Origin of the sequence: Mesorhizobium sp. M0923 (assembly GCF_040319365.1) — a bacterium.
GTDB lineage: Bacteria > Pseudomonadota > Alphaproteobacteria > Rhizobiales > Rhizobiaceae > Mesorhizobium.
Genome location: NZ_JAMYNW010000018.1, coordinates 65,203 through 91,258, shown reverse-complemented (window position 1 = coordinate 91,258; position 26,056 = coordinate 65,203). Strand labels below are relative to the sequence as shown.

At 62.7% G+C, this 26,056-nt stretch carries 34 protein-coding genes and 1 pseudogene; 20 read left to right on the top strand and 15 right to left on the bottom strand.

The genetic code is table 11. The features are described from left to right. The gene (locus NKH89_RS26275) at positions 1-720 is read right to left on the bottom strand and encodes a gamma-glutamylcyclotransferase (RefSeq protein ID WP_352856877.1); all 720 of its coding nucleotides are present in this window, start codon (positions 718-720) and stop codon (positions 1-3) included. Between the two features lie 117 nt (positions 721-837). Here NKH89_RS26275 and NKH89_RS26270 point away from each other — a divergent pair, with 117 nt between their 5' ends. Continuing rightward, complete coding sequence (locus NKH89_RS26270) at positions 838-1,545, top strand: LssY C-terminal domain-containing protein (protein WP_352856875.1); 708 nt, start codon at positions 838-840, stop codon at positions 1,543-1,545. 47 nt (positions 1,546-1,592) lie between these two features. Here the strand turns inward: NKH89_RS26270 and NKH89_RS26265 are convergent, their stop codons facing one another. Then, positions 1,593-2,612 (bottom strand): zinc-dependent alcohol dehydrogenase family protein, encoded by a 1,020-nt coding sequence (locus NKH89_RS26265; protein WP_352592476.1) that lies wholly within the window; start codon positions 2,610-2,612, stop codon positions 1,593-1,595. A 126-nt stretch (positions 2,613-2,738) separates the two neighbouring features. Here NKH89_RS26265 and NKH89_RS26260 point away from each other — a divergent pair, with 126 nt between their 5' ends. The 3 genes from NKH89_RS26260 to NKH89_RS26250 all read left to right on the top strand — a co-directional run bounded on the left by NKH89_RS26260 (position 2,739) and on the right by NKH89_RS26250 (position 5,968). Continuing rightward, complete coding sequence (locus NKH89_RS26260; RefSeq protein ID WP_352910595.1) at positions 2,739-3,653, top strand: LysR family transcriptional regulator; 915 nt, start codon at positions 2,739-2,741, stop codon at positions 3,651-3,653. A gap of 190 nt (positions 3,654-3,843) precedes the next feature. Further along, entirely contained in the window at positions 3,844-5,154 is a 1,311-nt protein-coding gene (locus NKH89_RS26255) for a hemolysin family protein (RefSeq protein ID WP_352592482.1), read from the top strand. 76 nt (positions 5,155-5,230) lie between these two features. Further along, the gene (locus NKH89_RS26250) at positions 5,231-5,968 is read left to right on the top strand and encodes a class I SAM-dependent DNA methyltransferase (RefSeq protein ID WP_352592485.1); all 738 of its coding nucleotides are present in this window, start codon (positions 5,231-5,233) and stop codon (positions 5,966-5,968) included. Between the two features lie 132 nt (positions 5,969-6,100). Here the strand turns inward: NKH89_RS26250 and arr are convergent, their stop codons facing one another. Next, on the bottom strand, positions 6,101-6,508 hold the full coding sequence (gene arr / locus NKH89_RS26245) for an NAD(+)--rifampin ADP-ribosyltransferase (protein WP_502895871.1): 408 nt from the start codon (positions 6,506-6,508) through the stop codon (positions 6,101-6,103). Positions 6,509-6,707: 199 nt separating this feature from the next. On the opposite strand from arr, the gene NKH89_RS26240 reads away from it, so the two are divergent. Beyond that, the gene (locus NKH89_RS26240) at positions 6,708-7,001 is read left to right on the top strand and encodes a hypothetical protein (RefSeq protein WP_352910590.1); all 294 of its coding nucleotides are present in this window, start codon (positions 6,708-6,710) and stop codon (positions 6,999-7,001) included. A gap of 53 nt (positions 7,002-7,054) precedes the next feature. On the opposite strand, the gene NKH89_RS26235 is transcribed toward NKH89_RS26240, so the two are convergent. Further along, positions 7,055-7,345 (bottom strand): hypothetical protein, encoded by a 291-nt coding sequence (locus NKH89_RS26235; RefSeq protein WP_352494910.1) that lies wholly within the window; start codon positions 7,343-7,345, stop codon positions 7,055-7,057. Positions 7,346-7,534: 189 nt separating this feature from the next. Between NKH89_RS26235 and NKH89_RS26230 the strand changes: the two genes are divergently transcribed. From NKH89_RS26230 to NKH89_RS26220, 3 genes are read left to right on the top strand one after another with little or no spacing between them, the layout of a single operon-like run. After that, on the top strand, positions 7,535-8,377 hold the full coding sequence (locus NKH89_RS26230; RefSeq protein WP_352494909.1) for an N-acyl homoserine lactonase family protein: 843 nt from the start codon (positions 7,535-7,537) through the stop codon (positions 8,375-8,377). Further along, positions 8,374-8,847 (top strand): MarR family winged helix-turn-helix transcriptional regulator, encoded by a 474-nt coding sequence (locus tag NKH89_RS26225; protein WP_023719127.1) that lies wholly within the window; start codon positions 8,374-8,376, stop codon positions 8,845-8,847. The genes NKH89_RS26230 and NKH89_RS26225 overlap by 4 nt, the downstream gene beginning before the upstream one ends. A 7-nt stretch (positions 8,848-8,854) precedes the next feature. Continuing rightward, the gene (locus NKH89_RS26220) at positions 8,855-9,214 is read left to right on the top strand and encodes an SRPBCC family protein (protein WP_352910586.1); all 360 of its coding nucleotides are present in this window, start codon (positions 8,855-8,857) and stop codon (positions 9,212-9,214) included. 233 nt (positions 9,215-9,447) lie between these two features. Here NKH89_RS26220 and NKH89_RS26215 read toward each other — a convergent pair whose 3' ends face one another. After that, positions 9,448-9,630: a GFA family protein gene (locus NKH89_RS26215; RefSeq protein WP_502896946.1), complete on the bottom strand. Its 183-nt coding sequence runs from the start codon at positions 9,628-9,630 to the stop codon at positions 9,448-9,450. Between the two features lie 174 nt (positions 9,631-9,804). Here NKH89_RS26215 and NKH89_RS26210 point away from each other — a divergent pair, with 174 nt between their 5' ends. Then, positions 9,805-11,850, top strand: a complete 2,046-nt coding sequence (locus NKH89_RS26210; RefSeq protein WP_352910584.1) for an ABC transporter ATP-binding protein/permease — start codon at positions 9,805-9,807, stop codon at positions 11,848-11,850. 41 nt (positions 11,851-11,891) lie between these two features. Here the strand turns inward: NKH89_RS26210 and NKH89_RS26205 are convergent, their stop codons facing one another. After that, complete coding sequence (locus NKH89_RS26205) at positions 11,892-12,143, bottom strand: hypothetical protein (protein ID WP_156948077.1); 252 nt, start codon at positions 12,141-12,143, stop codon at positions 11,892-11,894. Here NKH89_RS26205 and NKH89_RS26200 point away from each other — a divergent pair. Next, positions 12,136-12,609: a VOC family protein gene (locus NKH89_RS26200; protein WP_352910613.1), complete on the top strand. Its 474-nt coding sequence runs from the start codon at positions 12,136-12,138 to the stop codon at positions 12,607-12,609. The genes NKH89_RS26205 and NKH89_RS26200 overlap by 8 nt on opposite strands. 120 nt (positions 12,610-12,729) lie before the next feature. Next, positions 12,730-13,506: a class I SAM-dependent methyltransferase gene (locus tag NKH89_RS26195; protein ID WP_023719131.1), complete on the top strand. Its 777-nt coding sequence runs from the start codon at positions 12,730-12,732 to the stop codon at positions 13,504-13,506. A 60-nt stretch (positions 13,507-13,566) separates the two neighbouring features. Here NKH89_RS26195 and NKH89_RS26190 read toward each other — a convergent pair whose 3' ends face one another. Continuing rightward, on the bottom strand, positions 13,567-14,460 hold the full coding sequence (locus tag NKH89_RS26190; protein WP_352910581.1) for a transcriptional regulator GcvA: 894 nt from the start codon (positions 14,458-14,460) through the stop codon (positions 13,567-13,569). Positions 14,461-14,666: 206 nt separating this feature from the next. Between NKH89_RS26190 and NKH89_RS26185 the strand changes: the two genes are divergently transcribed. The 6 genes and pseudogenes from NKH89_RS26185 to NKH89_RS26160 all read left to right on the top strand — a co-directional run bounded on the left by NKH89_RS26185 (position 14,667) and on the right by NKH89_RS26160 (position 17,781). Beyond that, positions 14,667-14,852 (top strand): DUF1127 domain-containing protein, encoded by a 186-nt coding sequence (locus NKH89_RS26185; RefSeq protein WP_352859299.1) that lies wholly within the window; start codon positions 14,667-14,669, stop codon positions 14,850-14,852. Between the two features lie 72 nt (positions 14,853-14,924). Then, the gene (locus NKH89_RS26180) at positions 14,925-15,410 is read left to right on the top strand and encodes a VOC family protein (protein ID WP_352483124.1); all 486 of its coding nucleotides are present in this window, start codon (positions 14,925-14,927) and stop codon (positions 15,408-15,410) included. 35 nt (positions 15,411-15,445) lie between these two features. Further along, the gene (locus tag NKH89_RS26175; protein WP_352859301.1) at positions 15,446-16,174 is read left to right on the top strand and encodes an SDR family oxidoreductase; all 729 of its coding nucleotides are present in this window, start codon (positions 15,446-15,448) and stop codon (positions 16,172-16,174) included. 237 nt (positions 16,175-16,411) lie between these two features. Next, positions 16,412-16,846, top strand: a complete 435-nt coding sequence (locus NKH89_RS26170) for an FKBP-type peptidyl-prolyl cis-trans isomerase (RefSeq protein WP_023719136.1) — start codon at positions 16,412-16,414, stop codon at positions 16,844-16,846. 90 nt (positions 16,847-16,936) lie between these two features. Continuing rightward, positions 16,937-17,020, top strand: a pseudogene (locus NKH89_RS26165) (helix-turn-helix domain-containing protein); the annotation flags it as partial. 83 nt (positions 17,021-17,103) lie between these two features. Then, a complete protein-coding gene (locus NKH89_RS26160) occupies positions 17,104-17,781 on the top strand; it encodes an HAD family acid phosphatase (RefSeq protein WP_352910576.1) in 678 nt (225 codons plus the stop codon). A 48-nt stretch (positions 17,782-17,829) separates the two neighbouring features. Here NKH89_RS26160 and NKH89_RS26155 read toward each other — a convergent pair whose 3' ends face one another. Continuing rightward, positions 17,830-18,810 (bottom strand): quinone oxidoreductase family protein, encoded by a 981-nt coding sequence (locus NKH89_RS26155; RefSeq protein ID WP_352910574.1) that lies wholly within the window; start codon positions 18,808-18,810, stop codon positions 17,830-17,832. 98 nt (positions 18,811-18,908) lie between these two features. Here NKH89_RS26155 and NKH89_RS26150 point away from each other — a divergent pair, with 98 nt between their 5' ends. Further along, positions 18,909-19,301 (top strand): winged helix-turn-helix transcriptional regulator, encoded by a 393-nt coding sequence (locus NKH89_RS26150; RefSeq protein ID WP_352483120.1) that lies wholly within the window; start codon positions 18,909-18,911, stop codon positions 19,299-19,301. 76 nt (positions 19,302-19,377) lie between these two features. Here NKH89_RS26150 and NKH89_RS26145 read toward each other — a convergent pair whose 3' ends face one another. Further along, a complete protein-coding gene (locus NKH89_RS26145; protein WP_023719141.1) occupies positions 19,378-19,983 on the bottom strand; it encodes an NADPH-dependent FMN reductase in 606 nt (201 codons plus the stop codon). 90 nt (positions 19,984-20,073) lie between these two features. On the opposite strand from NKH89_RS26145, the gene NKH89_RS26140 reads away from it, so the two are divergent. Continuing rightward, positions 20,074-20,442: a winged helix-turn-helix transcriptional regulator gene (locus NKH89_RS26140; RefSeq protein ID WP_352494900.1), complete on the top strand. Its 369-nt coding sequence runs from the start codon at positions 20,074-20,076 to the stop codon at positions 20,440-20,442. Positions 20,443-20,492: 50 nt separating this feature from the next. Here NKH89_RS26140 and NKH89_RS26135 read toward each other — a convergent pair whose 3' ends face one another. The 6 genes from NKH89_RS26135 to NKH89_RS26105 all read right to left on the bottom strand — a co-directional run bounded on the left by NKH89_RS26135 (position 20,493) and on the right by NKH89_RS26105 (position 25,479). Next, on the bottom strand, positions 20,493-20,858 hold the full coding sequence (locus tag NKH89_RS26135; protein WP_245278591.1) for a hypothetical protein: 366 nt from the start codon (positions 20,856-20,858) through the stop codon (positions 20,493-20,495). A 97-nt stretch (positions 20,859-20,955) separates the two neighbouring features. Further along, positions 20,956-21,351, bottom strand: a complete 396-nt coding sequence (locus NKH89_RS26130) for an acyl-CoA thioesterase (RefSeq protein ID WP_023678380.1) — start codon at positions 21,349-21,351, stop codon at positions 20,956-20,958. A 157-nt stretch (positions 21,352-21,508) separates the two neighbouring features. Then, positions 21,509-22,480, bottom strand: a complete 972-nt coding sequence (locus NKH89_RS26125) for an MBL fold metallo-hydrolase (RefSeq protein ID WP_352910570.1) — start codon at positions 22,478-22,480, stop codon at positions 21,509-21,511. 586 nt (positions 22,481-23,066) lie between these two features. Beyond that, positions 23,067-23,519, bottom strand: coding sequence for a nuclear transport factor 2 family protein (locus NKH89_RS26115; RefSeq protein WP_352910567.1), 453 nt, complete (start codon positions 23,517-23,519; stop codon positions 23,067-23,069). A gap of 39 nt (positions 23,520-23,558) precedes the next feature. Continuing rightward, a complete protein-coding gene (locus NKH89_RS26110) occupies positions 23,559-24,200 on the bottom strand; it encodes a hypothetical protein (protein ID WP_352910565.1) in 642 nt (213 codons plus the stop codon). Between the two features lie 130 nt (positions 24,201-24,330). After that, complete coding sequence (locus tag NKH89_RS26105) at positions 24,331-25,479, bottom strand: LuxR C-terminal-related transcriptional regulator (protein WP_352910563.1); 1,149 nt, start codon at positions 25,477-25,479, stop codon at positions 24,331-24,333. Between the two features lie 21 nt (positions 25,480-25,500). On the opposite strand from NKH89_RS26105, the gene NKH89_RS26100 reads away from it, so the two are divergent. Then, entirely contained in the window at positions 25,501-25,908 is a 408-nt protein-coding gene (locus NKH89_RS26100; RefSeq protein WP_352910560.1) for a hypothetical protein, read from the top strand. The last annotated feature ends 148 nt before the right edge of the window (positions 25,909-26,056 follow it).

Here is a 26,056-nt window from a genome sequence, read left to right as displayed (position 1 = left end):
TCAGCTGCGTTGCGTGCCGCCGGTGGAAGCCTTGATGTGCTGCGCGACCAGACCCTGGACGTGCCACAAGTTTTTGTCGCCGATTCCGCTTTCCTCGAGCATGCTGACGGTGCGGAACAGATACTGGGCGGACGAACCCCAATGTCCGGCTGCGCGCGCCAATGTCTGTGCCACCTGATCGAGCGGCAGCCGCCCGGCATAAGCCTTGCCGTCGGGCGCCGCGACGAATGCCAGGGCGCGTAGCGGACCGTCGCTGGTCTCGACCCAGATCCAGCGCGGCACGTTGGTAGGCGGGTTGGCGTCGATCTCCCGTCGCATCAGCCGACCGAGTTGCCCGAAATGATCTTCTGCCGGAAGTCTGTAGACAACGCCTTTGCAGCTGCCGCCCCGGTCCAAAGCCAGCATCAAGGCCGGAACATCACGGGTTCCCCGCCAGCGGGTCAGCTTCAGGCAGAACGAGCGGTGCCACCCTGGCGCCGTGGCCGGGCGCTGCTCGACATAGTCGAATTCGGGATTCCAGATCAGCGAGCCGTAGGCAAAGACCCAGAGCATTTCGGGCCGGTATTCCAGCAGCAGTTGCTCGACAAGACCATCGAACTCCGCGTCGGTGTGCTCTGTCGTCCCGGGCTCGGGGCCGGGGTCGGGCTCGACACGTTCGACCAGCGCGACAAGGTCGGCGGTCAACGCCATGGCAGTGCCGCGCGCCGGTTTGCCCTTCATCACGCCCTCATTCGTGCTAGCCGGTTCTACGCCATTTCATGCTACGATAGACCGGCTGCGCGCCGCTTGCCAAGGATTTCGACGGCCTGACGGGCCTGCCAGTTCGAGCGCCAATGCATGAGCCAACGAAGCCTTCGACGACGTGCAACGACCTGGCTGGTGGCATGCTGTGCCGCTTATCTTTCGCTCGCCTATTTCGCCGCGCCTGAGTTCTGGACGTTGCGGGACCGCAATTTTCGCAATCAGCAATTCGAGATGGTAACGCACACGCCGCAAGGCATTCCGGGCGATCCGATCAATGTCGGCCTTGTCGGCACCAGGAAGGAGCTTGTCCATGCTTTTGCCGTCGCCGGCTGGGATACGGCAGACGCGATCACGCTGAAGACCGCGATCGAGATCGGCGAAAGCGTGCTGTTTAACCGCCCCTATCCCGATGCGCCGGTCAGCCGGCTGCTGTTCGAAGGCCGCGCCCAGGACCTCGCCTTCGAAAAGCCGGTCGGCGACAGCGCCGACCGGCGCCACCACGTCCGTTTCTGGCAGACCGATGCGACCGGCGACGACGGCCGGCCGCTTTGGCTTGGCTCGGCAAGCTTCGACCGCGGCGTCGGCCTCAGCCACGATACCGGCGCGATCACCCATCACATCGGCCCCGACATCGACGCCGAGCGCGACGGGTTGATGCGCGACCTCGCCGCTGCCGGCATGCTGATCTCGACCAGCCAGATACCAGGCGTCGGCGCCACAAAGGCCGGGCGCAACGGCGAAGGCGATCCCTATTTCACCGACGGCAAGGCCATTGTCGGCGTGCTGCTGCAACTGCCGTAGGCGCCATCAGCCTTCCCGTCTGACAGCCATTTTCGTGCCGACGGGGTTCAGGGCACGGCGATCACGATCTTGCCGAACGGTCCCGTCTCCAATCGCTCAAATGCCTGCGGCACCTCGTCGAAGCCAAACACCTTGTCGATCACCGGCTTGATCGCAAGCGTCTCGATCGCCTGGTTCATCCGCTCGAAAGCGCGGCGATGGCCGATCGATATGCCCTGTACGACGATCCGGTTGCGCAGGAACGGAATGATCGGGAAACTAAGCTCCATGCTGCCGAGAAGGCCGATGAGCGACAGCCTGCCGTCGGCGCCCAGCGCATTGAGCGAGCGCCGCGCATTGTCGCCGCCGACCATTTCCAGCACATGCCTGACGCCGGCGCCGTTTGTCAGCTTGCGCGCCGCCTCGTCCCATGCCGGCTGGCTGCGATAATTGATTCCCTTCCAGGCGCCGAGCGCCTTCGCCCGCTCGAGCTTCTCGTCGCAGCTCGAGGTGACGATGGCGCGCAGGCCTAAGGCGGCGGCAAATTGCAGCGCAAACAGCGACACGCCGCCAGTGCCCTGGATGAGAACGGTTTCGCCCGGGATCGGCTTGGCCGCCTCGACCAGCGCGAACCAGGCCGTCAGCGCCGCGATCGGCAGCGTCGATGCCTCGATGTCGCTGAGCGACGGCGGCGCCGCCACGGCGGCATCCTCATGAAACAGCACATGCTCGGACAGCGTGCCGGGCAGTGACGAACCCAGCGTATGCTTGTGCAGCACGGGCGGCGCGTCGCCGTCCGGCCAGTCGGCGATGACCTGGCCGAGCACGCGCTGCCCGATGCCGAAGCGGCTGACTTTGCCGCCGATCGCCACCACCTCGCCAACCGCGTCCGATGTCGGCACGAACGGAAAGCTGAGGTCCGGTATCAGCACGCCATCGACGATCATCCTGTCCTTGTAATTCAGCGATACCGCTGTGACGCGCACCAGCAGGTCATGCCGCCCGGGTTGGGGCAGCTTGCCCTCAGCCGGCTTCAGCCTGGACAGACCGAAACCGTTCATCTGCCAGGATTTGTTTTCGGTGCTCATTTGGTTCGCGCTCCGCGGTTGATGGCTGCGCGGACATTTACGCCGTTTCACTATGGAGAAAAGAGCTTCTATGTGGCATGTTTTGCAACGGATTAATGAGTGAAACTCTACAATAGGAGCGCTTCATTGGAATCGGCCAATCTGCAGGGCATCGTCGCATTCGTTCATACCGTGGAGGCTGGCAGCTTCACCGGCGCCGCTGTCCGGTTGCATGTCACGAAATCGGCGGTCGGCAAGTCGATCGCACAGCTGGAACAGCGATTGGGCGTTCGCCTGCTCAACCGTACCACCCGTAGCCTCAGCCCAACCAGCGAGGGCCTGAGCTACTATGAAGCCTGCGTCAGGGCGCTGGCCGAGATCGAAGCCGCCCAGTCACTGCTCGCTTCCCGCAAGCAGGTGCCTTCCGGGCGGCTGCGCGTCGACCTGCCTCTGGCTTTCGGCCGGCGATGCGTCGCCCCGGTGCTGTTCGACATTTCCAAAAAATTCCCGGATCTGACGATGGAAATCTCGTTCAACGACCGGCGCGTCGACCTGATCGAGGAAGGCATCGATCTGGCGGTGCGCATGGGCGATCTCGACGACAGCCTTTCGATCGCCGCGCGCCGCATCTATGCCCAGCGTTCGGGCATCGTCGCCGTCCCCGCCTATCTCGACGCCCATGGCAGGCCGCAATCGATCGAGGATCTCGCCAGGCATAGCCTCATCGGCTACGGCCGCGACGGCGCTGTCCATCCCTGGACCGTCAGGCATGCCGACGGCCGTCTCGAAAAATTCGCGCCCAAGGCGCGGCTGGTGCTCGGCCACGGCAAACCGATGCTCGATGCGGTACTGGCCGGCTGCGGCATCGTCTTTCTGCCGACATGGCTGACGGCCGACAGCATCAGGCGCGGTGAGCTCGAAATGGTTCTGTCGGACTGTCTTGTCGAAAATACCGCGGTGCATGCCATCTGGCCGGTAACACGCAACCTCGCGCCAAAGGTGCGCGTCGTTGTCGACACCCTGATCGAGCATTTTTCCGCGCCGCCCTGGGATGCCGCTTGATTGCTCCGCCGGCTAGTTGAAAAGACAAAGGGCCATTGCTTAAGGTTTGCGCTGCCAGGGCGGCGCCGACTTCGACAATTGATAACCTCCAACACGAATTGGGCATTATCTTTTCTGTCTGAAGCGATTGCCCTGAAAAAGCGCGACCGTCCTATTTTCGAAAACCGCGTGGCAATGCTATGGACCCGGCATGCTTTATGCTGAAATTGCCATCGTGGTCGTCCTCATCTGTGTGAACGGCCTTCTGTCGATGTCCGAGCTCGCCATCGTCTCGTCGCGGCCGGCGCGCCTCAAGGCGATGATCGACCGCAACGTCAAGGGCGCTGGCCGGGCTCTGGCGCTCGGCGCCAATCCGGGCAAATTCCTGTCCTCGGTGCAGATCGGCATCACTTTGGTCGGCGTCTTGTCCGGCGCCTTTTCCGGCGCCACGCTTGGCGAGCGGTTGGCCACCTTCCTGGTGTCGGCCGGTATCCGCGAAAGCCTCGCCGACCCGCTCGGCGTCGGCATCGTCGTCGCCCTAATCACCTATGGCTCGCTGATCATCGGCGAACTGGTGCCCAAGCAGATCGCCTTGCGCGACCCCGAACGGGTCGCCGTCAGGGTCGCTCCGGCAATGACCATCCTCGCCAGCATCTCGGCGCCGCTGGTTTTCCTGCTCGACTTTTCCGGCCGTGCCCTCCTGTGGCTGCTTGGCCAGCGCGGCCAGAGCGAGGAGAAGGTTACCGACGAGGAGATCAAGATGCTGGTCGCCGAGGCCGAGCACCACGGCACCATCGAATCCGACGAACGCCGCATGATCGCGGGCGTCATGCGGCTCGGCGACCGTGCCGTGCGCGCGGTGATGACGCCGCGCACCGAGGTCGACTGGATCAATTTGCAAGCCGACGAGGCCGCCATCAGGAAGCTGCTGATGGATACCCAGCATTCGCGCCTGCCGGCCGGCGACGGCGGCGTCGATGCCATGATTGGTGTCGTCCAGACCCGCGACGTGCTGGCCGCGATGCTGGGCGGCCGCGCCCTGGACCCGCGCCGGCACGTGCGCACCGCCCCGATCGTGCATGACCAGGCCGACGCGCTGGATGTGCTTGCGACGCTGAAGGAATCCGACGTGCCGATGGCGCTGGTGCACGACGAATACGGCCATTTCGAAGGCATCGTCACCCCGGCCGACATACTGGAAGCGATCACCGGCGTCTTCCGCTCGGACCTCGATGCCGGCGACGAGGAAAACGCCGTCAAGCGCGAGGACGGCTCATGGCTGCTCGCCGGCTACATGCAGGCCGACGAGATGGCGGAGGTTCTCCGCATCGATCTGCCCGAGAACCGCGACTACGAAACCGTCGCCGGCTATGTGCTGTCGCATATGCACCATCTGCCGGCGACCGGCGAATGCGTCGACGCGCAAGGCTGGCGCTTCGAGGTCGTCGACCTCGACGGCCGCCGCATCGACAAGCTCATCGCCACCCGACTGCCCGGCGCCCACCGCGAGGTCGTGCGGTAACGATCGACGCGACTTATGGGCTATATGCTCGCGGCGCCACCGCTCGCACAATCAAAGTTGATTGGGAATACCGCCTATGGTCGACCACCTTTTCGCCGACCCATATCTCGCTGCCGTCTACGATGCCTGGCACCCGAGATCTGCGCGCGACGACTATGATTTCTACCTGCCCCGCATTCTAACAGCAGACGCGGTGCTTGATGTCGGATGTGGAACGGGCACCCTCCTTCACGAGGCACGCCTGGCCGGACATTCAGGGCGGCTCTGCGGCATCGACCCAGCACCCGGCGTGTTGAATCGCGCACGAACGCGCACGGATATCGAATGGGTCCTCGGCGATCTCCAATCGGCCGGCTGGACAGCCGAGTTTGATCTCATTGTGATGACGGGGCATGCATTCCAGGCCCTTGTCAGCGACGAAGACCTGCGGGATTTGATGGCGGCTGCGCGACAGGCCCTTGTGCCAGGCGGATGCTTCGCGTTCGAGACGCGGAACCCTTCTGTGCGGGCGTGGGAGCGCTGGACACCCGAAAATGCGGTCGTCGTTGAGCTACCTGACGGGTCTCTGGTGCAGATCACAACAGAGGTGATCATGCCGTTCGATGGACAGACGGTGACATTCACCCACAGGTTCGGCGGAAAGCATCCGAGCCTTCCGCAAGTTAGTCGCAGCACCTTGCGATTCCTCGACACGGACGCCTTATCGAGCCTGCTGGGGAACGCGGGGCTACGGATCGAACAGCAATTCGGCGGCTTTGACGGCAGCCCACTTGGCCCTTCGAGCCCCGAGATCATCACGTTCGCGACGAGATGAAAAGGAGCATCCGCTCTCCAACCTGCAAGGAACGACAACTCGCGGACCCATTGCGGACGTGGAGCCGTATTTCGCGGCGACTGCCGCCGACCGTAGGTCAGAGCCAAGCTTGGCAATCGCAGGATTTAGCGATCAATCGATTGCCTCGATGCCTTGCGCCTTCAGCCGTTCGATATGGTCCTTCATCTCTTTCAGCCGCTCGGGGGAGTGGCCCTGCCACTCGGCGACCTCGCCCGTGATCCTGAGCGGCTCACGGGAGCGATAGGACTGCGTCGGATTGCCGGGAAATTTCTTGCCCGTAAGATTGGGGTCGTCCATGATCGGGCCGGTTGGCTCCACGATATAGACCCTTTCCCGTCCGTCACCAGCGGCCAGCTCTGCACCCCAGATGGCCGCATCCAGAGTGCCGGTCAGATAGACCCAGGCTGCCTGCTTTCTCGCGCCGTAATTGGAGCTGTAGCCGGCTTCTATCAGGTCTCCCGGTTTAAGGTCGACCCGGGTGCCGTGGTAGAATTGGCGTGCGTTGTCGGGGGCTGTCATCGGCTCGCTACCCATCCTCGCTGTCTCAGGCATCATGGTGCCGTGGTGCGCACTATTTCATGCACGTCACCAAATCAAGCATCTGGCCGTGCGGTTATCGGCTCCCGACACCCATTCCGGTTATGCCGCCCGATGCACGCTATCGGTCGGCTGCCGGTGCAGGTATTATCGGCGCCCTGTACGTTGCTAGGGTGGAAAAATGGATCTGCAAACCTTCAGGGATTCGATTGCGAAACCACAGCCGCCAGACGGTTTGAGCCCTGCCCTGCAGGCGCTGTGGTGGGATGCAAAGGGCAATTGGGCTAAGGCGCACGAGTGCGCGCAGCGGCGCGACGATACTGCGGGCATGCACGTGCATGCCTATCTCCACCGCAAGGAAGGCGACCAGTCGAATGCCGAATATTGGTATCGCCGCTGCAACGCCGCGCCATCGACCTTAAGTCTTGACGAGGAATGGGAAGAGTTGGCGCGTGCACTTTTAGGGCAAAGCTGACGCCTGCTCGGCCCCTCGCAAAATAGCCGGTCCTGCAACCACTTGCCGGGGCTTCAGCTGGCGCCCTGTGGCATGTCCCTGCCGTTCCATTCCGCAGTGCGCGCCCGCGCCTCTTCGGCGATCAGCTTGAACTCCCGCATCTTCGCAGCCTCGATGGCGAATGCGCTGCTTGGCAGGACGCCGGGGTCCTCCTGACTGTTCTGAAACTGAAAACGGGCCTCCAGCTCGGCCCATATTCGCTCGGGTGCCGTATCCTTGCTGGCAAGCAGTGCGACGACCAGCGCCAAAGTCTCGCGCTGGGCGTTCAGCCGCCCTTCGATCTCTTCATTCGGCAATTCGGACATGCGGGTCGCTTCCAGTTTCTGGCTCAACGGCAAAATCGCACCCTTGTTCCGGAATTCAGCGCCTGCGCGGTCGGGCTGAGCGGCAGATGCTCGCGATCGCTGTCGCGCTGATCTTTTCTCCTCCGTTCTATTGACTCCTCAATATATGACGTGTCATACGATGACATATCATCTAATGGAGAGGAAAAAATGAAAGTACATGCCATCCGGACCGGGTCGGTCCGCATCAAGACGGCCCAGATCGAAGGACGCGGCCATGGGCTTGCCAGCATCTTTGCCGACAGGAACTGGTCCGGCTGGTTGCCGACCTTCGCCTGGGCCATCGAGCATGACGAAGGCGTCATTGTTGTCGACACTGGACAGGCGGCGCATCTGCTGAACGGGCACGGACGCTCGCTGCATCCGTTCTTTCGCTGGGAAGTGCACTTTCGTATCGAGCCGGAAGAAGAGATCGGGCCGCAGCTGCGTGGCCTGGGCATCGGGCCGCGCGACGTCAAACGGGTGGTGCTCACGCATCTGCACATGGACCACGATGCGGGCTTGGTGCATTTTCCCCATAGCCAGATACTCGCCGCCCCCAGTGAGATCGACACGGCGTCGGGTTTCATGGGAATGCTCCGCGGCTACCTGCCGCAGCGCTGGCCCGACTGGTTCAACCCCATACGGCTCGAGCTCGACGATGGACCGTTCGGCCAATTTGCGGCGAGCAAGCGCTTGACCAAAGCGGGCGACGTCGTGGCGATCGCAACTCCTGGTCACACTGCCGGTCATCTTTCGGTGCTGGTGGAGGATGGCGACGCAACGCTCTTTCTCGCCGGCGACACGTCTTACAACCAGGCACTGATGCTTGCCGGCAAGGTGGACGGCGTGGGACCCGATACAAAAATTGCCGCCGCCACCCTGCGAGCCGTCCGGCACCTCGCCGAGCAGCAGCCGACGATCTATCTGCCGACCCATGATCCGGAGAGCGCCGTGCGGCTGGCGACGCGTCAGCTGGTGACCGCCCCGGTCGAACTGGGAGCGGCGGCATGAAACCAGAAGAGGAGCTCCGATTCCTCATTCTCGGCGCCCAGCGCGAAGGCAACAGGCTGCTTACCGACTTGCTCTCGCCGCTTGGCGTCACCCCTTCCCAGGCTGAAGTCATCAGCTGCCTGAAGGCCGGCGGACCAATGTCGCTCAATGCTGTTGGCAAGCTGCTGGTCTGCGAGACCGGCAGTCCCAGCCGGCTGGTAAGCACGCTGGTCGAGCGGGCGCTCGTCGTCAGGCGGGAAAACTCCGACGATCGCCGGCAGGTGGAGCTCGAACTGACACAGGAGGGGCACCGGCTCGCCGCCGAAATCCGGCAGGTCGAATCCCGGCTTTACGGATGGCTGGGCCAGCGGCTCACGCCGAACGAGGTCACAACCGCCGTCGGGCTGCTGCGAGTTCTGGTCGCCGGAACAGCCGCCGGCAACGCAATCGCCCGGCGCGATGGGCCATCATCCGATCTCCCGAAGGAATAAGTCACAAATGTTCGACATATCAATCGAGATCGACAGGCCTGCCCAGACCGTCTTCCGTCATATCGAGGATATTGAAGCGGCTCCGGCCTGGTACTCGGCTGTGCAGTCCGTAGCCAAGCTCACGGCCGGCCCGGTCGGGCGGGTCCTCGAAAACATCGTGGAGGTCACCGAGTTCGAAGTCGATGCACTGCTGACTTTGTCCAGCTTGAGCGGGCCGACGCCATTCACCTACCGCTTTCGGCTGGGCCGACAGGCCACAGAACGCATCTCCACCTCGAGGGTTCGATTACCGGAAAAGGGCTTCCCGGGCCGATGGCGCTTCTCGCGCCGCTCGCGTCCAGCTTCTTCGAACGCGGCATGCGAATAAATCTTGAGAGCCTGAAGCGAATTGTCGAGACTGCTCGTCCAGCAGAGTGATCCCTGAAGTTCTGTTGCAACTCTGTGCCAGCGTCTGCACGCATCGCCATTTCGCTCCTCAAGCGACCTTGGGCAAGCCTTCCAAACAAAGCCATTTATGTTTCCTGTCAGGCCAGTGGAGCGTTGCCGGGGCCGGAAAATGCGGGTCCTCCAGACAGCCGACCGAGACCGACAGCGCATCCTTCAATCCTTTGCCCGCATGAAAACGACCGATCCGCAAATGGTGCAGAATGTCTGCTCCAACCATTGTCCCGACGACCAGGTTCTGCGCCAGAATCTGGTCTCCCCTTTCTGTCCGACGAGGGCCGCGTCGGCGTAGATGGCCCGGTACGAAAACGCCGTCCCGGTGCATCGCTGACACTCCAGCCAACTGCACGCGATGCGCCTGCCGGCGGAGCTGCGTCGCGGTCACAGGAGCCGATGCAGGAGCGAGGCCGCTAGGGCAGCCGGCAATCATGAGCGAAACCCAGGCGCTGTTGGCAGCTGACCATCTCAAGCGGACGCTATGAAACCTTCTGATTTTTAAGCCGTTATCGCCGGATGCCCGAGGCTAGATTCAAGCCGAAATCGGTTGACGCCGCCCAATTGCGCGATGCCGAGAGGTCGCGCCACGAGAAACACTCGACTGTCGAACACGCGTCCGAGGTCGTCGGCGAGGCCGCGCCGCCGCCGGATTTCATCGAACCCGATCCGGAGCTGACACCCGAAGAGGCTGAGCAGGCGCGCAAGAGGTACCTGCTGAAGCGTTTCTGGATCAGCGCGCGCGGTTACTGGGGCAGCATTGGCGATAGGCTCGCTTGGCCATGCACGATCGGGCTGTTGGTCCTGATCGTCACCAATGTCGGCTTCCAGTATGGGATCAATGTCTGGAATCGCGCAATTTTCGACGCCATTGAGCAACGCAACGCCCATACCGTATATCGGCTGAGCGCCGTTTTCGTGCCGCTCGTGCTCGGAAGCACAAGCCTTGTGGTGGCACAAGTCTTCTTTCGTATGACGATACAGCGCCGCTGGCGCTCCTGGCTCACCACCGCAGTCATCGCGCGTTGGCTCGCAAGTGGCCGCTACTATCAGCTGAACCTCGTCGGCGGCGACCACAGCAATCCCGAAGCCCGCATCGCCGAGGATTTGCGGATTGCCACAGAATCGCCCGTCGATTTCATTGCCGGTGTCATCGTCGCATTTCTGTCGGCCTCGACCTTCATCGTGGTGCTGTGGACGATCGGCGGCGCCTTGACCCTGCCGATTGCAGGTTCGACCGTCACCATTCCCGGCTTCCTGGTCGTCACCGCGGTAATCTATGCCGCAATCACGTCCACCTCGATGGCGGTCATCGGCCGCCATTTCGTCCACCTCTCCGAGGAAAAAAACCAGGCGGAAGCTGAGTTCCGCTACACGCTGACGCGCGTGCGGGAAAACGGCGAGAGTATCGCATTGCTCGGCGGCGAGGAGGAGGAGCGCAGCGGCATGGACAAGACATTCGCCCATGTGCTCAGGCAGTGGGCGCTCCTTGCAGGCCAGCACATGCGCACAGCGCTGGTGTCGCAGGGGTCGAGCCTGTTTGCGCCGGTCGTGCCGGTTCTGCTTTGCGCTCCAAAGTTTCTCGAAGGCAGCATGACACTTGGACAGGTAATGCAGGCTGCCTCGGCCTTTGCCATCGTGCAGGGCGCGTTCGGATGGCTGGTCGACAACTACCCCCGTCTCGCTGATTGGAATGCCTGTGCACGGCGCATCGCCTCGCTGATGATGTCGCTCGACGGGCTCGAGCGGGCGGAACAGAGCAACACCCTTGGACGCATTAAGCGCGGCGAAACCGAAGGCGATGCGATGCTTGGGCTGAACAATCTCTCCGTGTCGCTCGACGACGGTACCGCCGTGGTCAAGGAAACCGAGGTCGTGATCAAACCAGCCGAGCGGGTGCTCGTTGCCGGCGAATCCGGCTCAGGCAAGAGCACGCTGGTGCGGGCCGTCGCAGGCCTGTGGCCGTGGGGTAGCGGCAGCGTCAACATCCACGCCGACAGACGGTTGTTCATGTTGCCGCAACGGCCTTACATCCCCACCGGGACGCTTCGCCGCGCAGTCGCCTATCCAGGCGCCGCCGACAACTGGACGCTGAAAAAGATCAAGGCGGCTCTCGACAAGGTGGGACTCGATTATCTCAACGCCAAGATCGAAGAGGACGCGCCATGGGACCAGACCTTGTCGGGTGGCGAAAAGCAGCGGCTCGCCTTCGCGCGTCTTCTGCTGCACAGCCCCGATATCATAGTGCTGGATGAAGCAACCTCAGCACTTGATGAGAAGAGCCAGGACAAGATGATGGAGATGATCATTCGCGAATTGCCGAAGGTCACCATCATCAGCGTAGCGCATCGCGCCGAGCTGGAAACCTTTCATAGCCGCAAGATCACGTTGGAGCGTCGCGAGGGCGGCGCAAAGCTTGTCAGCGATATCGATCTCGTCCCGCGCAAGGGCAGACGGAACTTGCTTGTGCGCCTCCTGAGGCACCGGGGCGCCCAACCGAAAGCCAGCACGACCTTGAGCAAAGCGGCGCTGCCCCAGACAAAGCTGCCCCAGACAAAAAAGTGAAGGCCACCGGTCGGGACCCGGCGGACCGTCGCCCGTTCGAGTCACTGCCCACATCTGGTCTTAAAAGTGCCAGCCGTGATACCTTGATGCCGTGCAGGTGTTGCTGTCGGAACGTCAGATGGCACGAGCGCATTCCATTTTCGTAGTGCAACGCCGAGGCTGGCTGTGCAAAAGCCCGGATTGACTTCAAGGCCCGGGTTGATTTCAAAAGCCCAGGTTGTTTCCAAAAGCCCAGGTTGATCAAAAGCCCAGGTTGATTCAAAAGCAAAGGGACCAGCAATGACAATCGCCAAGAACACGATCTGCCTTTGGTATGACAAGGACGCCGAGGCTGCGGCCCGCTTCTATGCCGAGACTTTCCCCGACAGCTTGGTGAAATCCGTCCACCGCGCTCCCAGCGACTACCCGTCCGGCAAGGCGGGCGACGTGCTGACGGTCGAGTTCACGGTCGCCGACATCCCCTGCCTCGGCCTCAATGGCGGTCCCGCGTTCAAACACAACGAAGCCTTCTCCTTCCAGATCGCCACCGACGATCAGCAGGAGACCGACCGCTACTGGAACGCCATCGTCGGCAATGGCGGCCAGGAAAGTGCCTGCGGTTGGTGCAAGGACAAATGGGGCATCTCCTGGCAAATCACGCCGCGCGTTCTGACCGAGGCGATGGCTGCCGGCGGCGACGAAGCAAAGCGCGCATTCGAGGCGATGATGGAGATGAAGAAAATCGACGTTGCCGCGATCGAGGCAGCGCGGCGCGGCTGATAGTGCTGGGGTGACCCGAAGCAGAAGTCGGTGCATCACCCGGCTGAGGAGATCATCGACAAGATCAGAGCGGAGCGGCTGGGAATGCCGCCGTGCCCATCATGTCCAGGCAGGCGTGCGATGGTGTTGAACTGCGCCGAGTTTTACGACGCCGAGCTGCGACGGCACAACGAGGTCTTCAGGGCTGCCGTCAAGGCGGGAACGCGTGATCGCGTGCTCGATATCGGATGCGGCTCGGGACAATCTTCTCGCGATGCTGCCCGCGTCGCGGTGGAAGGCAGCGTGCTCGGGGTGGACGTATCGGCCGAGATGCTCGAGTTCGCCCGGAGGCGTAGCGCGGACGAGGGATTGCGAAACGTCGCCTTCGAGCGCGGCAATGCGCAATTGCTGGCGTTTCCGCCTGCCGGCTTCGATCTGTGCATCAGTCGCTTTGGCGTGATGTTCTTTGCCGATCCGGCGGCGGCGTTCGCCAATATCGGCCGGGCGATGCGACCAGGGGCACGTCTTGTGTGGATGGTATGGCAGGGCCAGGACCGCAACGAGTGGGCGACTGCCATTCAGCGGGCGATTGCGCCGGGGACCGCCATATCGGCAGCCGCCGCCACCCCGTTTTCGCTCGGTGACCCCGTCATCACCGCGGAGGTCTTGCGTGCGTCCGGTTTTGTTTCGGTCGACTTTGCCGAAGTGCATGAACCGGTTTTCTATGGCCTGGACGTCGATGCGGCTTATGACGCTTTGCTTGGCCTGCAACTGGTGAAGGATCCGCTGGCTAGCGCGGATGTGGATGTCGCTGCGGCGCTGCGGCGGTTGCGCGAACTGCTCGACGCGCGCTTGACCGCGGACGGCGTGCTTTTCGACTCGCGTGCCTGGATCATCACCGCAGTTCGGGCGAGCTGATAGTAGCGGTTTTTCGGACATTGATCTGTAGGCGAACTGTCCCTCGGCTCGGCCTTCCCGTCACCCTATTTGCGGCGTGACTTCTGAAAGCAGCCAATCCCGAAAAGCCCTGACTTTGCGCTGACGGATCGCCGCTGGCGGGTAGACGAGATAGAAGCTGGAGGGGGATTTCAGGGCGTGGCCGAAGGGGCGGACAAGTCGCCCGGCGGCAAGGTCGGCTGCAACGAGCATGGTCCGGCCCAGCACCACCCCTTCGCCTTGTGCTGCCGACTCCATCGCAAAGGTGGCAGAGTCGAAGGTAATCCCGCTCTGCGGGTCAACGCCCTCGACCCCGGCGCTTGCGAGCCAGGTCGCCCAGTCGATCGGAAAGCTGTCACGGATCAGCGTGTGATGTTTAAGATCCTGAGGAGTGCGGAGCGGATGTGCACCCTCAAGAAGCTTTGGGCTGCACACTGGAAACACCTCCTCGCCGGTCAAGAACTCTGACGTGAGCCCCGCATAATTTCCGCTGCCATAGCGGACCGCGACATCGATGCCGTCGCCGAGGAAGTTGGTCAGCTTCCCGCTCGTCGAAACCCGCACATCGATGTCGCCATGCGCACGGTGAAAGCGATAGAGGCGTGGCACCAGCCATCTCCCCGCGAAGCCATCGGAGGTACTGACGTTCAGTGTCGAGCTCGAATAGCGGGCCGTTGCTGCAGCGGTGGCGGCAGCCAACTGGTCGAGCACCTCGCGCACCGCCCGCGCATAGGGCTCGCCGACGGCGGTCAGGCTCACCGAACGCGTACCGCGCTCGAACAGCTGCACACCGAGCTGATCCTCAAGGTTCTTGATCGCCCGGCTGATGGCGCCGTGGGTGACATGAAGTTCCTCTGCCGCCTTGGAAAAACTCAACAGGCGCGCCGCCGCCTCGAAGCTCGGCAAGGTGGTGAGGGGAGGCAGTTTCCGGGGCATGATCGATACCTGCATGTGTGAGCGATGCTCACACATTGTCGCCGATAAGTCGTTTGTCGTCCAGACCGGAAGACGGCATGTTTGCTCACGTAATCAGCCATCCACCGCCGCTGCAAAAGGCAAGTCTGATGTGACTGATACTCTCGCTGACGAAAGTCGCGGGGCAACTACCAACACCAAAACTGCCGCAACCCTGGGAGAGCACCATGAGCGCCAAACGAGTTGAACCCATCGTCGACGTCCTGACCGGCATGGCCGGCCGCATCCTCGCCTCGAGCAGCCGGCGCCGGACCGAGCGGCTGATTACACGCTTCTCGACCCGCCGGCTCGAAGACCTCGGGTTTGCCCGCGACTGGGACGGCTCGGTCTATCGGCCGTCGGACTACCGCTAGCCTGAACGAAAGTAACGGCGGACAGGTTCTTCGCGAAAGATCGCTGTCGCAAGGAATTAACGGAGAACGGACATGGCCACCATCCATCCATTCCTCTGGTTCAACACCGACGCCAAGGAGGCCCGCGATTTCTATCTCTCGGTCTTCAAGAACGGCAAAGTGCTCGAGACGATCGAATACACCGACTGGGTGTCCGGAACCAACAAGACGGTCCCGCATGCCACCTTCGATTTCGAGCTCGAGGGACTGCACCTTACAGCGCTCAACGCCGGGCCGCAGCCGCCCTTCAACGAGCGGCTCTCGCTCTACATCGAGACCAAGGACCAGGCCGAGACCGACTACTACTATGAGGCGCTCACCGCCGGCGGCGGCAGGGAACAACCCTGCGGCTGGCTCACTGACAAGTTCGGCGTCTATTGGCAGGTCATCCCGGAAATCCTGCCGCGGCTCAGTGCCGATCCGGATCGCGAAAAGGCCAACCGCGTCCGGCAGGCGATGTATGGGATGCGCAAGATCATCATCGCCGACCTCGAAGCCGCCTACGCCGGCAAGGCTTGACCCTCACCTACATCGCAAACGAATGGAGACCTCCCGTGACATCGCTCGTGGACAGGAAAGTCATCGTCGTCGGAGGCAGCTCCGGCATCGGTCTTGGCGTCGCGGAAGCTGCGCTCAACAGCGGAGCGACGGTCGTGATCGTCAGCCGGTCGCAAGAGAAACTGCAGGCGGCCGAACGGACGCTCAATGCGGGTAATCGCGTGACAAGTTTGGTCGCCGACATGACCGACGAAGCAGACGTCGCTCGCCTGTTCGAAGAGGCCGGTCATTTCGATCACCTCGTATCGACCGCCGGAACACTGCCGCCCGGCGACCCCATCGAGCGCGCCGACATGGAGGCGGTGCGGCGCTTCGTCGACAACAAGCTGATTGGCGCCGTCATGCTCGCCAAGCACGCTGTGCGCACCCTGAGGGCCGGCGGCTCCATGACCTTCACGTCGGGTATCAACAAGGACAAGCCGCCGGTGCCGGGAGGTGCAGTCGTCTCCGCGATTGCCGGCTCATTCAGCTACTTCGCCCGCGCCCTGGCGCTCGAACTGGCCCCGACACGCGTCAATGTCGTGTCTCCCGGATGGGTCGACACACCGATGTGGGACATCGTTGGAGAAGCCAAATCCGGCTTCTTTGCCGACATGGCTGCCCGGTTGCCATCGAGAAAAATTCCGACCGCCGCGGACGTCGCCGCCGCCTACCTCTACCTCATGGAAAGTGACTTCACGACCGGCGAGACAATCCGCATCGATGGCGGCCATAACCTGATCTAGCCGCCATTTGCACGCCGCCTGAATGGGTTGAGCCGGCATGACCGCCAGTCCGGCGCCCTGCTGCCGGAGGCGGCGAGCGCCGGCGGCGTCATGCCGGCGTCGCTCAATCGGGGTTTACATCGGCAGCCAGGCACCTAGTTTTAACGTTTCGCGCCGTGCACTTGAGTGCGTGGATGATCGAGGACGGGACCGTGAGCTCTGGCCGGCCCCTCAAAACCTTCCAAAAGGATGACTACCATGACACAGGCCAAGAATGGCGACACCGTGCGCATCAATTACAATGGCCGCCTCGCAGACGGCACCCAATTCGATTCTTCCGGCAACGAACCGCTGCAATTCACGCTGGGTGAAGGACAGGTGATTCCCGGTCTTGAAACCCATGTCGAGGGCATGGAGGTGGGCGCGAAAAGCACCGTGACTGTTCCCGCCGAGGCCGCCTATGGCCCCCACCGCCCCGAAGCGGTCATGACCGTTGACCGCGCCCGCGTACCAGACAACATCAACGTCGATATCGGCACTCGATTGCAGGTCAGAACCCCAGAAGGGCGCCCGATGCCGGTAACAGTCGTCGGCGTGGACGACGCCAGCGTCAAGCTCGACGGCAATCATCCGTTGGCCGGGCGGGATCTGGTGTTCGACGTTGAACTGGTCGAGATCGTTCAGGCGGCGTAGGGCACGGTCAAGGCCGTGTTGGCTATGACCTGGGGTGACGCACTTGCGCCGGAGATTTCGGCGGTGCGTCACCTGTCGGAGGAAAAGACCGCGAGCAGCGCGGCGTTCGCGGTCGGTTACGAAAGCGTGTCACAATTCACCCGGGAGCACGGTCGTCTGTTCGGTCTCGCTTGACAGCGGACTTCTCGTGACCGCAAAGTCTCGTGATGCGGGCGATTGGTTGGAATAGAATTGCGCGTGTCGGGGCAATCGTGCTGATGATCGGCACAAATGTTCCTGTGCCGGCACGTTCCGATTCGCTCCTTCTCACAAGCCCGTCCCAGCCAGCCAATGTCGGCGATGCGATGCTGGCGGCTGCCAATTATCATGATTCCGGCGACTATGATCGCGACCTTGCCGCAGTGGCGAAGCAGGCCGGCGACTGGGTCGTCAAGCGCGCGACGGAGGTGCCTCGCCCCGCACTGGTGCTCGACATCGACGAGACGGCTTTGGCCAACTGGGAAGTGATCACACGTGACAATTTCGGCCGCCCGATCAGCGGCGCCTGCGATATCGCAATCGACGGTTCCTGTGGCTGGGCCGCCTGGGACCAGCTTGCGAAGGATCCGGCCATTGACCCGGTGCTGGAGGTCTTCCGGCAGGCGCGAACGGCGAAAGTCGCGGTGTTCTTCATCACCGGACGTCCGGAGGACCAGCGTCAGGCAACCGAACAGAACCTGCAGTCGGCGGGCTATGCCGGCTATGAGCACCTTTACATGGTCCAGCCTGGAGCCAAATATGGTTCCGCCGCAGATTTCAAGGCACCCATAAGAGCCGAAATCGAAAAGGCCGGCTACACGATAATTGCCAATGTCGGCGACCAGCCATCCGACTTGTTCGGGGGGCATGCCGAGAAGCTGTTCCTGTTGCCAAATCCGTTCTATCGGGTTCGCTGACGGCCGGAACGGCACAAGCCCGGATCCCCGGCTCCTTGCCGAGCACTACTAGGGTATCAAGACGACCTTGCCGGTCGCGCCGCGCTCCTCCAGCAGGCGATGCGCCTGACTGGCCTGGTCGAGCGGGAAGCGACCGCCGTTGGTCACTTTAAGCTCACCACTTGCCGCCAGATTGAAGAGCCCCGACAGGTCGTCACGGAGCACGTCTGGAGAGAGCAGCGGCAGCAGTGCAAAACCTCTCAGCGACTGGTTGCGGCCGATCATCGCCTCCATCTCCGGGCCGCCGAGCGCGTATCTGCCAAGTGCGGCAAACGCCAGCTCTCCGCGAGGTGCCAGAGCCTCCAGCGCAACCGCCGTCAGCGGGCCGCCGACAATGTCGTAGACGATGTCGACGCCGGCGCCGCCTGTCGCTACCCGGATGCGCTCTGGCCAGTCCGTTTTGCTGGAGTCGACGGCAACGTCGGCCCCCAGCGACAAAGCAAGATCGAGCTTGGCCTTGCTGCCGGCAGCCGCGATGACATTGCTCGCCCCTGCCCGCTTCGCAAGCTGGACAAGCAACGAACCGACGCCGCCCGCGGCAGCGGCGACCAGCACCGATTTGCCGGCCGGCGGGCTTTGCCGCGACAGATGCAACGCCGTCAGTCCTTGCACCATCAATGCCGTCGAGGCTTCGAACGAGAGCGCATCCGGCAAGGGCACGGCCAGGCTTGCGTCAATCGTCACATAATCGGCATAGCCGCCTAACGGGCGGCTCGAGGCGAACAACGGCGCGGCGACGCGCGTGCCGAGCAAGGAAGCATCCACCCCATGCCCGAGCGCCTCCACGATCCCGGCGGCCTCGACGCCAAGGATCATCGGCAGTTGCGGCGTCACCGCGTAGCGATCTGCGCGCATCAGCACTTCGAAGAAATTCACCCCGGCCGCACGAACGCGGACCAGGACCTCGCCGGCTTGCGGCTCGGGCTTCGGCACCTCAACCATTTCGAGAACGTCAGGGTCGCCGAAACGGTTCAGTTGAATGGCTCTCATCACATGCACCGATCGTTATTGGCATCGGCCGCTGTTTGCCACTATCTGCCTGGCTTCGACCACACACCGATTTGTCCGCCGCTGACCGGGAGGTGACCATGGCCAAGCTGATCAAGAGACTGCCGATGCTGCCGGCCGAGCGCGCGCTGAAAGTGATTTCGGGCCGCTGGAAGGCGATCATCCTCTACCATCTCTTCGACGGGCCGCGGCGGCTGTCGGCGCTGCAAGGATTGATGCCCAATATCACGCAGAAAGTGCTGATCCAGCAGCTTCGCGACATGGAAGAGCACGGCCTCGTTCGCCGCGAGATCTTTGCCGAGATCCCCTCGCGCGTGGAATATTCGGCGACGCGGCTCGGCCTCAGCCTCGAGCCCATCCTGCTGGCACTTTGCCAGTGGGGTCAGCACCACGCCGACGAGTTGAATGAGATGGACCGCCTTGCCGATTGCATCATCAGGCCAAGGCAAGCGCAGGACGCGCATGCCGTCTGAAAAAAAACGGGCGGCGCATGCGCCGCCCTGAATCCTTGGGAGAATTAATCCTTGGGAGGATTGTTCGAACCTGCGCTCAGGCCGCCTTGACTTCCTCGGCGACGGCATCGGCCTGACGCGCCGTCTTCAGTACCCTGGCCCACCATGCAATGTCGTTGACGAGCGCGGTTGCCGCCTGGTTGAGGTGCTCGAATTCATCGAGCTTCTTCTCACCTTGCTTGACGGCAAGGAAATCGGCCCAGGCGATGTGGACGGCGGACTTCACCGGCGCCATCTGCAACTCGACCGCATGCAGCCTCAGCTGCTCGACCGCACGCGCGCCACCAACGCTGCCATAGCCGACGAAGCCGGCCGCCTTCTTGTTCCACTCGTTGGCGGCGTAGTCGATGGCGTTCTTCAGCACGGCCGTCGGGCCATGATTGTATTCGGCGGCGGTGAAGATGAAGCCGTCGAATCCGGCGACCTTCTTTTGCCAGCGCTGCGCCACTTCGTTCTGCGACGGCGCCCAGGCGGAGGATGCGACCTCATCGAAGAACGGCAGCGGGAAATCGCGCAGGTCGACGACTTCGACATCGATGTCGGCATGCGACCTGGCGATCTTGGCAATCCATTGGGCCGGGACGTCGGCAAAGCGCGCGGCGCGGGTCGAACCAATGACGATGGCGATTTTGGGTTTTGACATAGAGGGGCTCTCCTTACAGGAATACTGGTATCGTTTAGATACCTGCGCTATATGAGTAACTGGCCGCTCAATGTGCAAGGAGGCACTTTTTTGTTACCAAGGCACCCGCACCGCACCGAGGACTGCCGCGCCATCTCGGAAATCCTGCAGCGCGTCGGCGACAAATGGACCGTGCTCGTCGTCGGCAAGCTCGGCGACGGGCCGCTGCGTTTCAACGAGCTGCGCAGCGCGGTCGGCGGCATTTCACAGAAGATGCTGACCACCACTTTGCGCGGGCTCGAGCGCGACGGCTTCGTCACGCGCACCGTGTTCCCGACCATCCCGCCGCGGGTCGACTACGAATTGACCGACCTTGGCTACGAGCTTCTGGTGCCGGTCGGTGCACTCGGCGAATGGGCGCGCAAGAACACCGAGCGTGTCAAGGTCGCGCGCGAAAAATTCGACGCCATGCACAGCTGATCCCTTGCGCTGCAAGGGTTTGAACCTGTCGGGGATCCTCCGGATGAGCCCTACTGCTGTAATTGCATCTTGCTCTTCGGCAGCTTCTCGATCCGGTTCCATTTCGGGTTGGGACTGACCACCTTGCCGCCAATCGTGCAGGTCGTGGTCGTCTCCTTCCGGCAATTGCTCACCGTCGTACCGCTGGTGTCGCATTTCGTCGCCGAGCAGATCTCGCACTTGGCCGCCTGCCCGTTGATGGTGCGGTTTTCCGACGTGCAGGTGGCGCCTGGATCGCCTTTTTTGACCTCGGCAAAAGCGCTTGCGGACGACAGGCAGAGCAAGGCTGCAAACGCACCGGCCAGGGCAGCGTTCAGCATGTGTTGACGCATTGTCTTTCCTCCCAAGATCCCGTCGCTCGCGCTGCAGGCGCGCATGCGGGAACCCGTTGGTCAAAGACCATGCCGGATCGCCGCCCGCATCCCCCGCGCGGGAGAGACGGCTGTTTAAATCCGTCTTCTGGAATCCGGTCGGTCAGCCTTCGGCCGGAACCGCCTTCGGCTTGCCTTCGCCGTCCAGCGCCACCATGACGAAGTCGGCATGGGTGACCTTCTCCATCAGGTCGGAGAGATAGCGCTGCGCCCAGGCCTCGACCTTGAGCGTCATCGAGGTGCGGCCGACGCGTTCGACATGCGTATAGATGCACAGCGTGTCGCCGATCTTCATCGGCTTGGCGAAGGACATTTCCTTCACCGCCGCCGTCACCACGCGGCCCTTGGCGCGCTCGGCGGCGCGGATGCCGCAAGCGAGATCCATCTGCGCCATCACCCAGCCGCCGAAGATATCGCCCGCCGCATTGGCGTCCGAAGGCATGGCCAGCGTCCTGAGCGTCAGATCGCCGATCGGCCGCCCGTCCGCGTAATGCACCATTTGGCCAATCCTCTCGAAGCCGATCGTCCGATCCCGTATCGTCATGGCACGGACAGGTCAACGCCACTGAATAGTGTCGCGGCCTGACGTTCGGCGATGCATTCCACGGCCGAGATGAGAAAGCTGGCGCGCCCGAGAGCTTACCAATAGGTGCGCTTTACAAAGCGGGCCACGGCGTCGGGACGTAGGCATAGGCGTTGCCTTCGCGGATCACATGACCGATGCCTGGGAAGGGCAGGTGCATGCCTGCGACGAGCAGGCCATCCGCTGACACCATGTCAAGCACCTTCTTGCGTGTGGCGATTGCGGCCTCCTGGTCCACGTCGAAAGCGATTGCCCATTCCGGATGGGCAAATTGCAGCGCGGAGGCGTGGATTACGTCAGTGAAGAGCAGCAGGTTGGCGTCACCAGAGCCAATCCGAAGCGCGAGATGCCCCGGCGTATGTCCGGGCGCAGGCAATGCGCTGATCCCGGGCGCGATCTCGACCTCGCCTTCGATCTTCCTGACTTTGCCATGGTAAGGCACCAGCGATTTGCGCGCTATTTTGAAGTACGGCTTCATCTGGTCGGGCGCCTTGGATAGGATCCCGTCATCGTGCCAGAAAGCGAATTCCGGCGCGGCAACCACGACCTCCGCTGCCGGGAAGGCGGCCTTGCCGCCAATCCCGACAAGGCCGTTGGCATGGTCGGGATGGAGGTGGGTGATGATTACCGTGTCTATTTCTTCCGGCCTGACGCCGGCGGCTGCGAGCGCCTCAGGTATATGTCCCAGTATAGGCCCCATCGCCGATGCCGTGCCGGTATCGATCAGCACCCGCCTGTCGCCCCTGGTGACAAGGTAAGCGTTGACCGAGGTCGGGAGTGCCTTTGGCAGGAATGCCTTTGCCAAAAGCGCTTCAGCGGCAGCCGGATCGGCGGAAGGGAAGAGTTCAAGGCCGAGATTGAGATAGCCGTCGCTCAGTGCTGTGATTTCGAGGTCGCCGAGCATGAACCTGTGGGCACTCGCAAGCGAAGCCGGAGACGGGGCGGCGATAGCCGCAGCGTTGCTCCCAAAGAAGCTGATCGGGGAAAGTAGCAGGGCGCCGGCACTAAAGGTCCCGAGGCCGAACGTTCGACGGTCGATATTCATGGTCTTGTCCTTCGAATTGCAGATGAAGCTAGTCCCAGACTACGTCGTCGCTGCCAGTGCGGATGCCGACCCCTCGGACCACTCTTCGAGCGGGGTCGGCGCGGGTCATGGCGAACTCCTTGCGACATCAATAATGCGCCTCACAAGCAGCTGGAATAGCGACGGGATGCAGTTCACTGCTGCAAATTATGCAGCAATCAATTTAGGCGGGTAAGGCCGCTCGTTTGGCCGTCCGCTGAACGGCCTGGCCGAGCCCCGGCTTTGCCTACTGGACAGGCTTCCGAGGCTCGAGCGCTCGACGCAACGTCGGCGCCTCTTGCTCGATATGATCCCACAGACGGTTGGAGATCGGCCCGTGCGGCCGGTCGCGGCGGCGCGCCACCGCGAACTCCTCGGTACGGCCTGGCAGATGACGGCCGAACGCTCCACGCGAACGCATGGAATGGCCGGATTGCTGGACTAGCCGGACGTTGAATGTGGATCAATTCGGGCTGAAAAGAAGCAAAGTTCTGGCTCCATGACGGCGGTAGAGCCGATGGTCCCGCCAGCGCAATTCATTTCTCTGCCCGTTTCGGACCGACGCTTTTCAGAACGCAAAATCCGCGGACTGAACGACATCGGCTGGGAGCCAGGTTTCATGAACCTGCAATATCTCGGGCCCGCGGCTGTAGCCGCGATCGCGGACCACCATCGTCGTGACCCGGCCATTGTTCGCTTCATCGGAGTCCTTCGCGTCGCGTTGCCATTCGTGGTAGTTCACGACCGCCAGGTCGGCGCTTTGATGGCTGATCCGGATGTCGCGTATTTTGATACGGAAGGCCGGATTCGATCCGTAGATGCTCTTCATGTAACCTGCGAAGTCTTTTTTCCCGAACGCCCTGCCGCCTGGCATGATGGCGACCAGATCGTCGCTGATCCGGTCGAGCGCGTTCTTCTTGAACGTCGCGTCGTCGCCAGGGCATCGGCCCGCCACCCAGTCGGTGAAGAATTCGTGGATGTCGTGGATCGTCGCCTCGATTTCCTTCGTTTGAAGGGACATTTTTTCCTCCTGTCTCAAGATGATGCTGGATCAGGCGCTTTACGCCGTGGCTTGCCCCGACCGGACGCTGCTTGAGGACAGCCCGTACCACGCGAGCCACAGGCACATGAGAAGCGAGGAAATCAGCCAGATCGGACCCCCGATGCCGATCCCGAGCTGCTCACCGAGTGTCCACCCGGTTGCCGAAAGGATACCGAACGCCGAGCCGACGATCGCGGCCCATCGGGGCAGTATCCCGACGTTATCGCGGGCGTCGTAATACGCGACAAGCGCTGTCGCCAAGGCCAGCGCCCAGAATCCGTTACCCATGCCGCCGGAAAACACCCACCAGGTCATGAAGGCGTTGGTGTCACCCCGGTCGGCCACGACCGCGACCACCGATGCCTCGGCGACTGCGGTGGAGAACGTGGTCAGGGCGCCGAGAGCCATCACCATCCAGGCGGAACTCAGCATCGGCGAATGCCGGACCCGGGGATTGAGCGCCAGGTTCAGGAACGAAGCGCCGGCGATCAGGAACAGCGCCGCTGCCGCCGTCCAATGGACCGTAGCCCATCGCCCATGGCCCTCGGCGATATTCTGCATCTGAACAGACAAATCCGCGTCCGGTGGCCCGTGAAAGACGAGCGCAGCCGCCAGCAGCAGCGTTCCGGTGGCGAGCCAGACACCGCCGGGCCCGCTCATGCTGTTATTATTCGTTTGCATCGGGAAAACCTCCTGTGGCCTTTGCCACGCCATGAAGTTTAGACCCGCGCCACGGTTGCCCGCTTCGGCGTAAATACCCACGCAGCGAGAAATTTTGGCTTGGGTAGGATTACCCAGATACGCCCATGCCGATCAGGCCGTGCTCGACCGCAAAGGCCGTGGCTGCCGCGCGCGTGCGCACGTTCAGCCGCGTCAGGATATCGCTAACGTGACGGTCTACCGTCCGCTGGCTCAGACTGAGCTCGCCGGCAATTTCCGGGTTGGTCAGGCCTGACGCGATCAGGCGCAGAACCTGCGTCTGTCTGGGGGTGAGAGCTTCGCTGCCTGTCGCCGTCATGATAGCCCGCAGCTTGCCGGCAACGGCTTCGTCGGGGCGCGCGCCGAGCTCGCGGAAAAGTCTTATCGCTTCGTCCAGTTCGGTCTGCGCCGCTTCAGTATCGCCGGTTGCGAGACAGGCCCGCGCTGTCAGCACCCGCATCCGGGCAAGATGATAGGGCGCCCGAAGGTCCCAGAGGATCTCCACTGCGCGCCGGATATGGGCCAATGCCTCCGCGGCTCGACCAGCATGGATCAGCACCCGCGCGGTAGCCTCGGCGGCTGCGGCGCGGACTGCATCCGCGGAATATTGGCGCGCGCAGTCGCGCAGTGTTTCGCACAGTTCCCAGGCGTCATCGGCCGAACCGACAGCGAGAGTGATTTCCACCGCAGCCGGCAAGAGGCGGAGTTTGCCCGGCCTGTCATCGACCGACTGCAGTGCGCGGCGGATCGCCGAAAGGGCCGGCTGCTCGTGCCCCTGCTGCAATCGCATAAGCGCCAGTCCCGGCTGCGGATCGAACCCGAGCCTGCTCGCTGCGCGATAGGCGGCATCGGCCTCGTCCCATTGGCCGCGGAGGCGAAAGACCTCGCCCTTCTGGTAGAATGCCGGACCGGCGTGGTGCTTCGAGGGCCCCTGCTGAAGGCGGATGCTGGCGACACTGGCCTCGCGGCCGGCCTCGTCCCAGTGGCCGTCGAGGATCAGGATTTCGGCCCGGTGGATCAGGCATCGGCCGGTGAAGGCAACGATGTCGGGCTGTCCCGCGCACCATCCGATCAGCGCCGATGTCCATTCCCTCGCCCGGCTCGTGGCATGAAATTTCTGACAGATCTCGATCACGCTGCAGTAGACCAGCCCGGTAACGATCGGTGAGAGCCGGCCCGAGGTGACCGAAACCATCGCTTCGTCCAGCAGTTCGAAGCCTCGCACATAGTCGCCGCGCACGATCAATATCCGACCCTGAAGGTGGCGCGCGATAGCCAAGAGGTCCGGATCTTCGCAGCGCTGTCCGATCTCCGCGGCACGTGTTGCGTGCGCGAATGCTTCGTCCGGACTGTCGGCGGCGAGGCATTGTTCGACCATTGGGAGCTGAAGGTAACCTTGTTCTGCACATTCCGGCGCATGATCCGCGACCAGCCGGTTGGCGCGGGTCAGCCATCCGCTGCCTTGGGCGAATTCGCCGCGAAACATCAGGGTGAGCCCGATCCAGAAGCCGCAACGCGCTGCGGATCGTTCGCGTCCGTTCCGGAGATGCTCTTCGAAGGCCCTCTCGTAGTCCTGAACGAATTCCTCCTCGCGCCCAAGCATGTAGGCGGCTTCCCCGAGGCGCTGGAGCTCGGCGCCGCCAAGTTCACTGCGGCGGTCTCTGTCTGACAGTTCGCGGTGAAGCCTGGACCAATCTCCGCGATTGGCTAGCTCCGCATACGGATCCGATGCAACTGCACCGTCTTCCGGCGACTTGTCGGGTGATCGGTCGGAGGGCGCGGGCATATCCTCAGAATAGCACATATCTTGCTGAGGA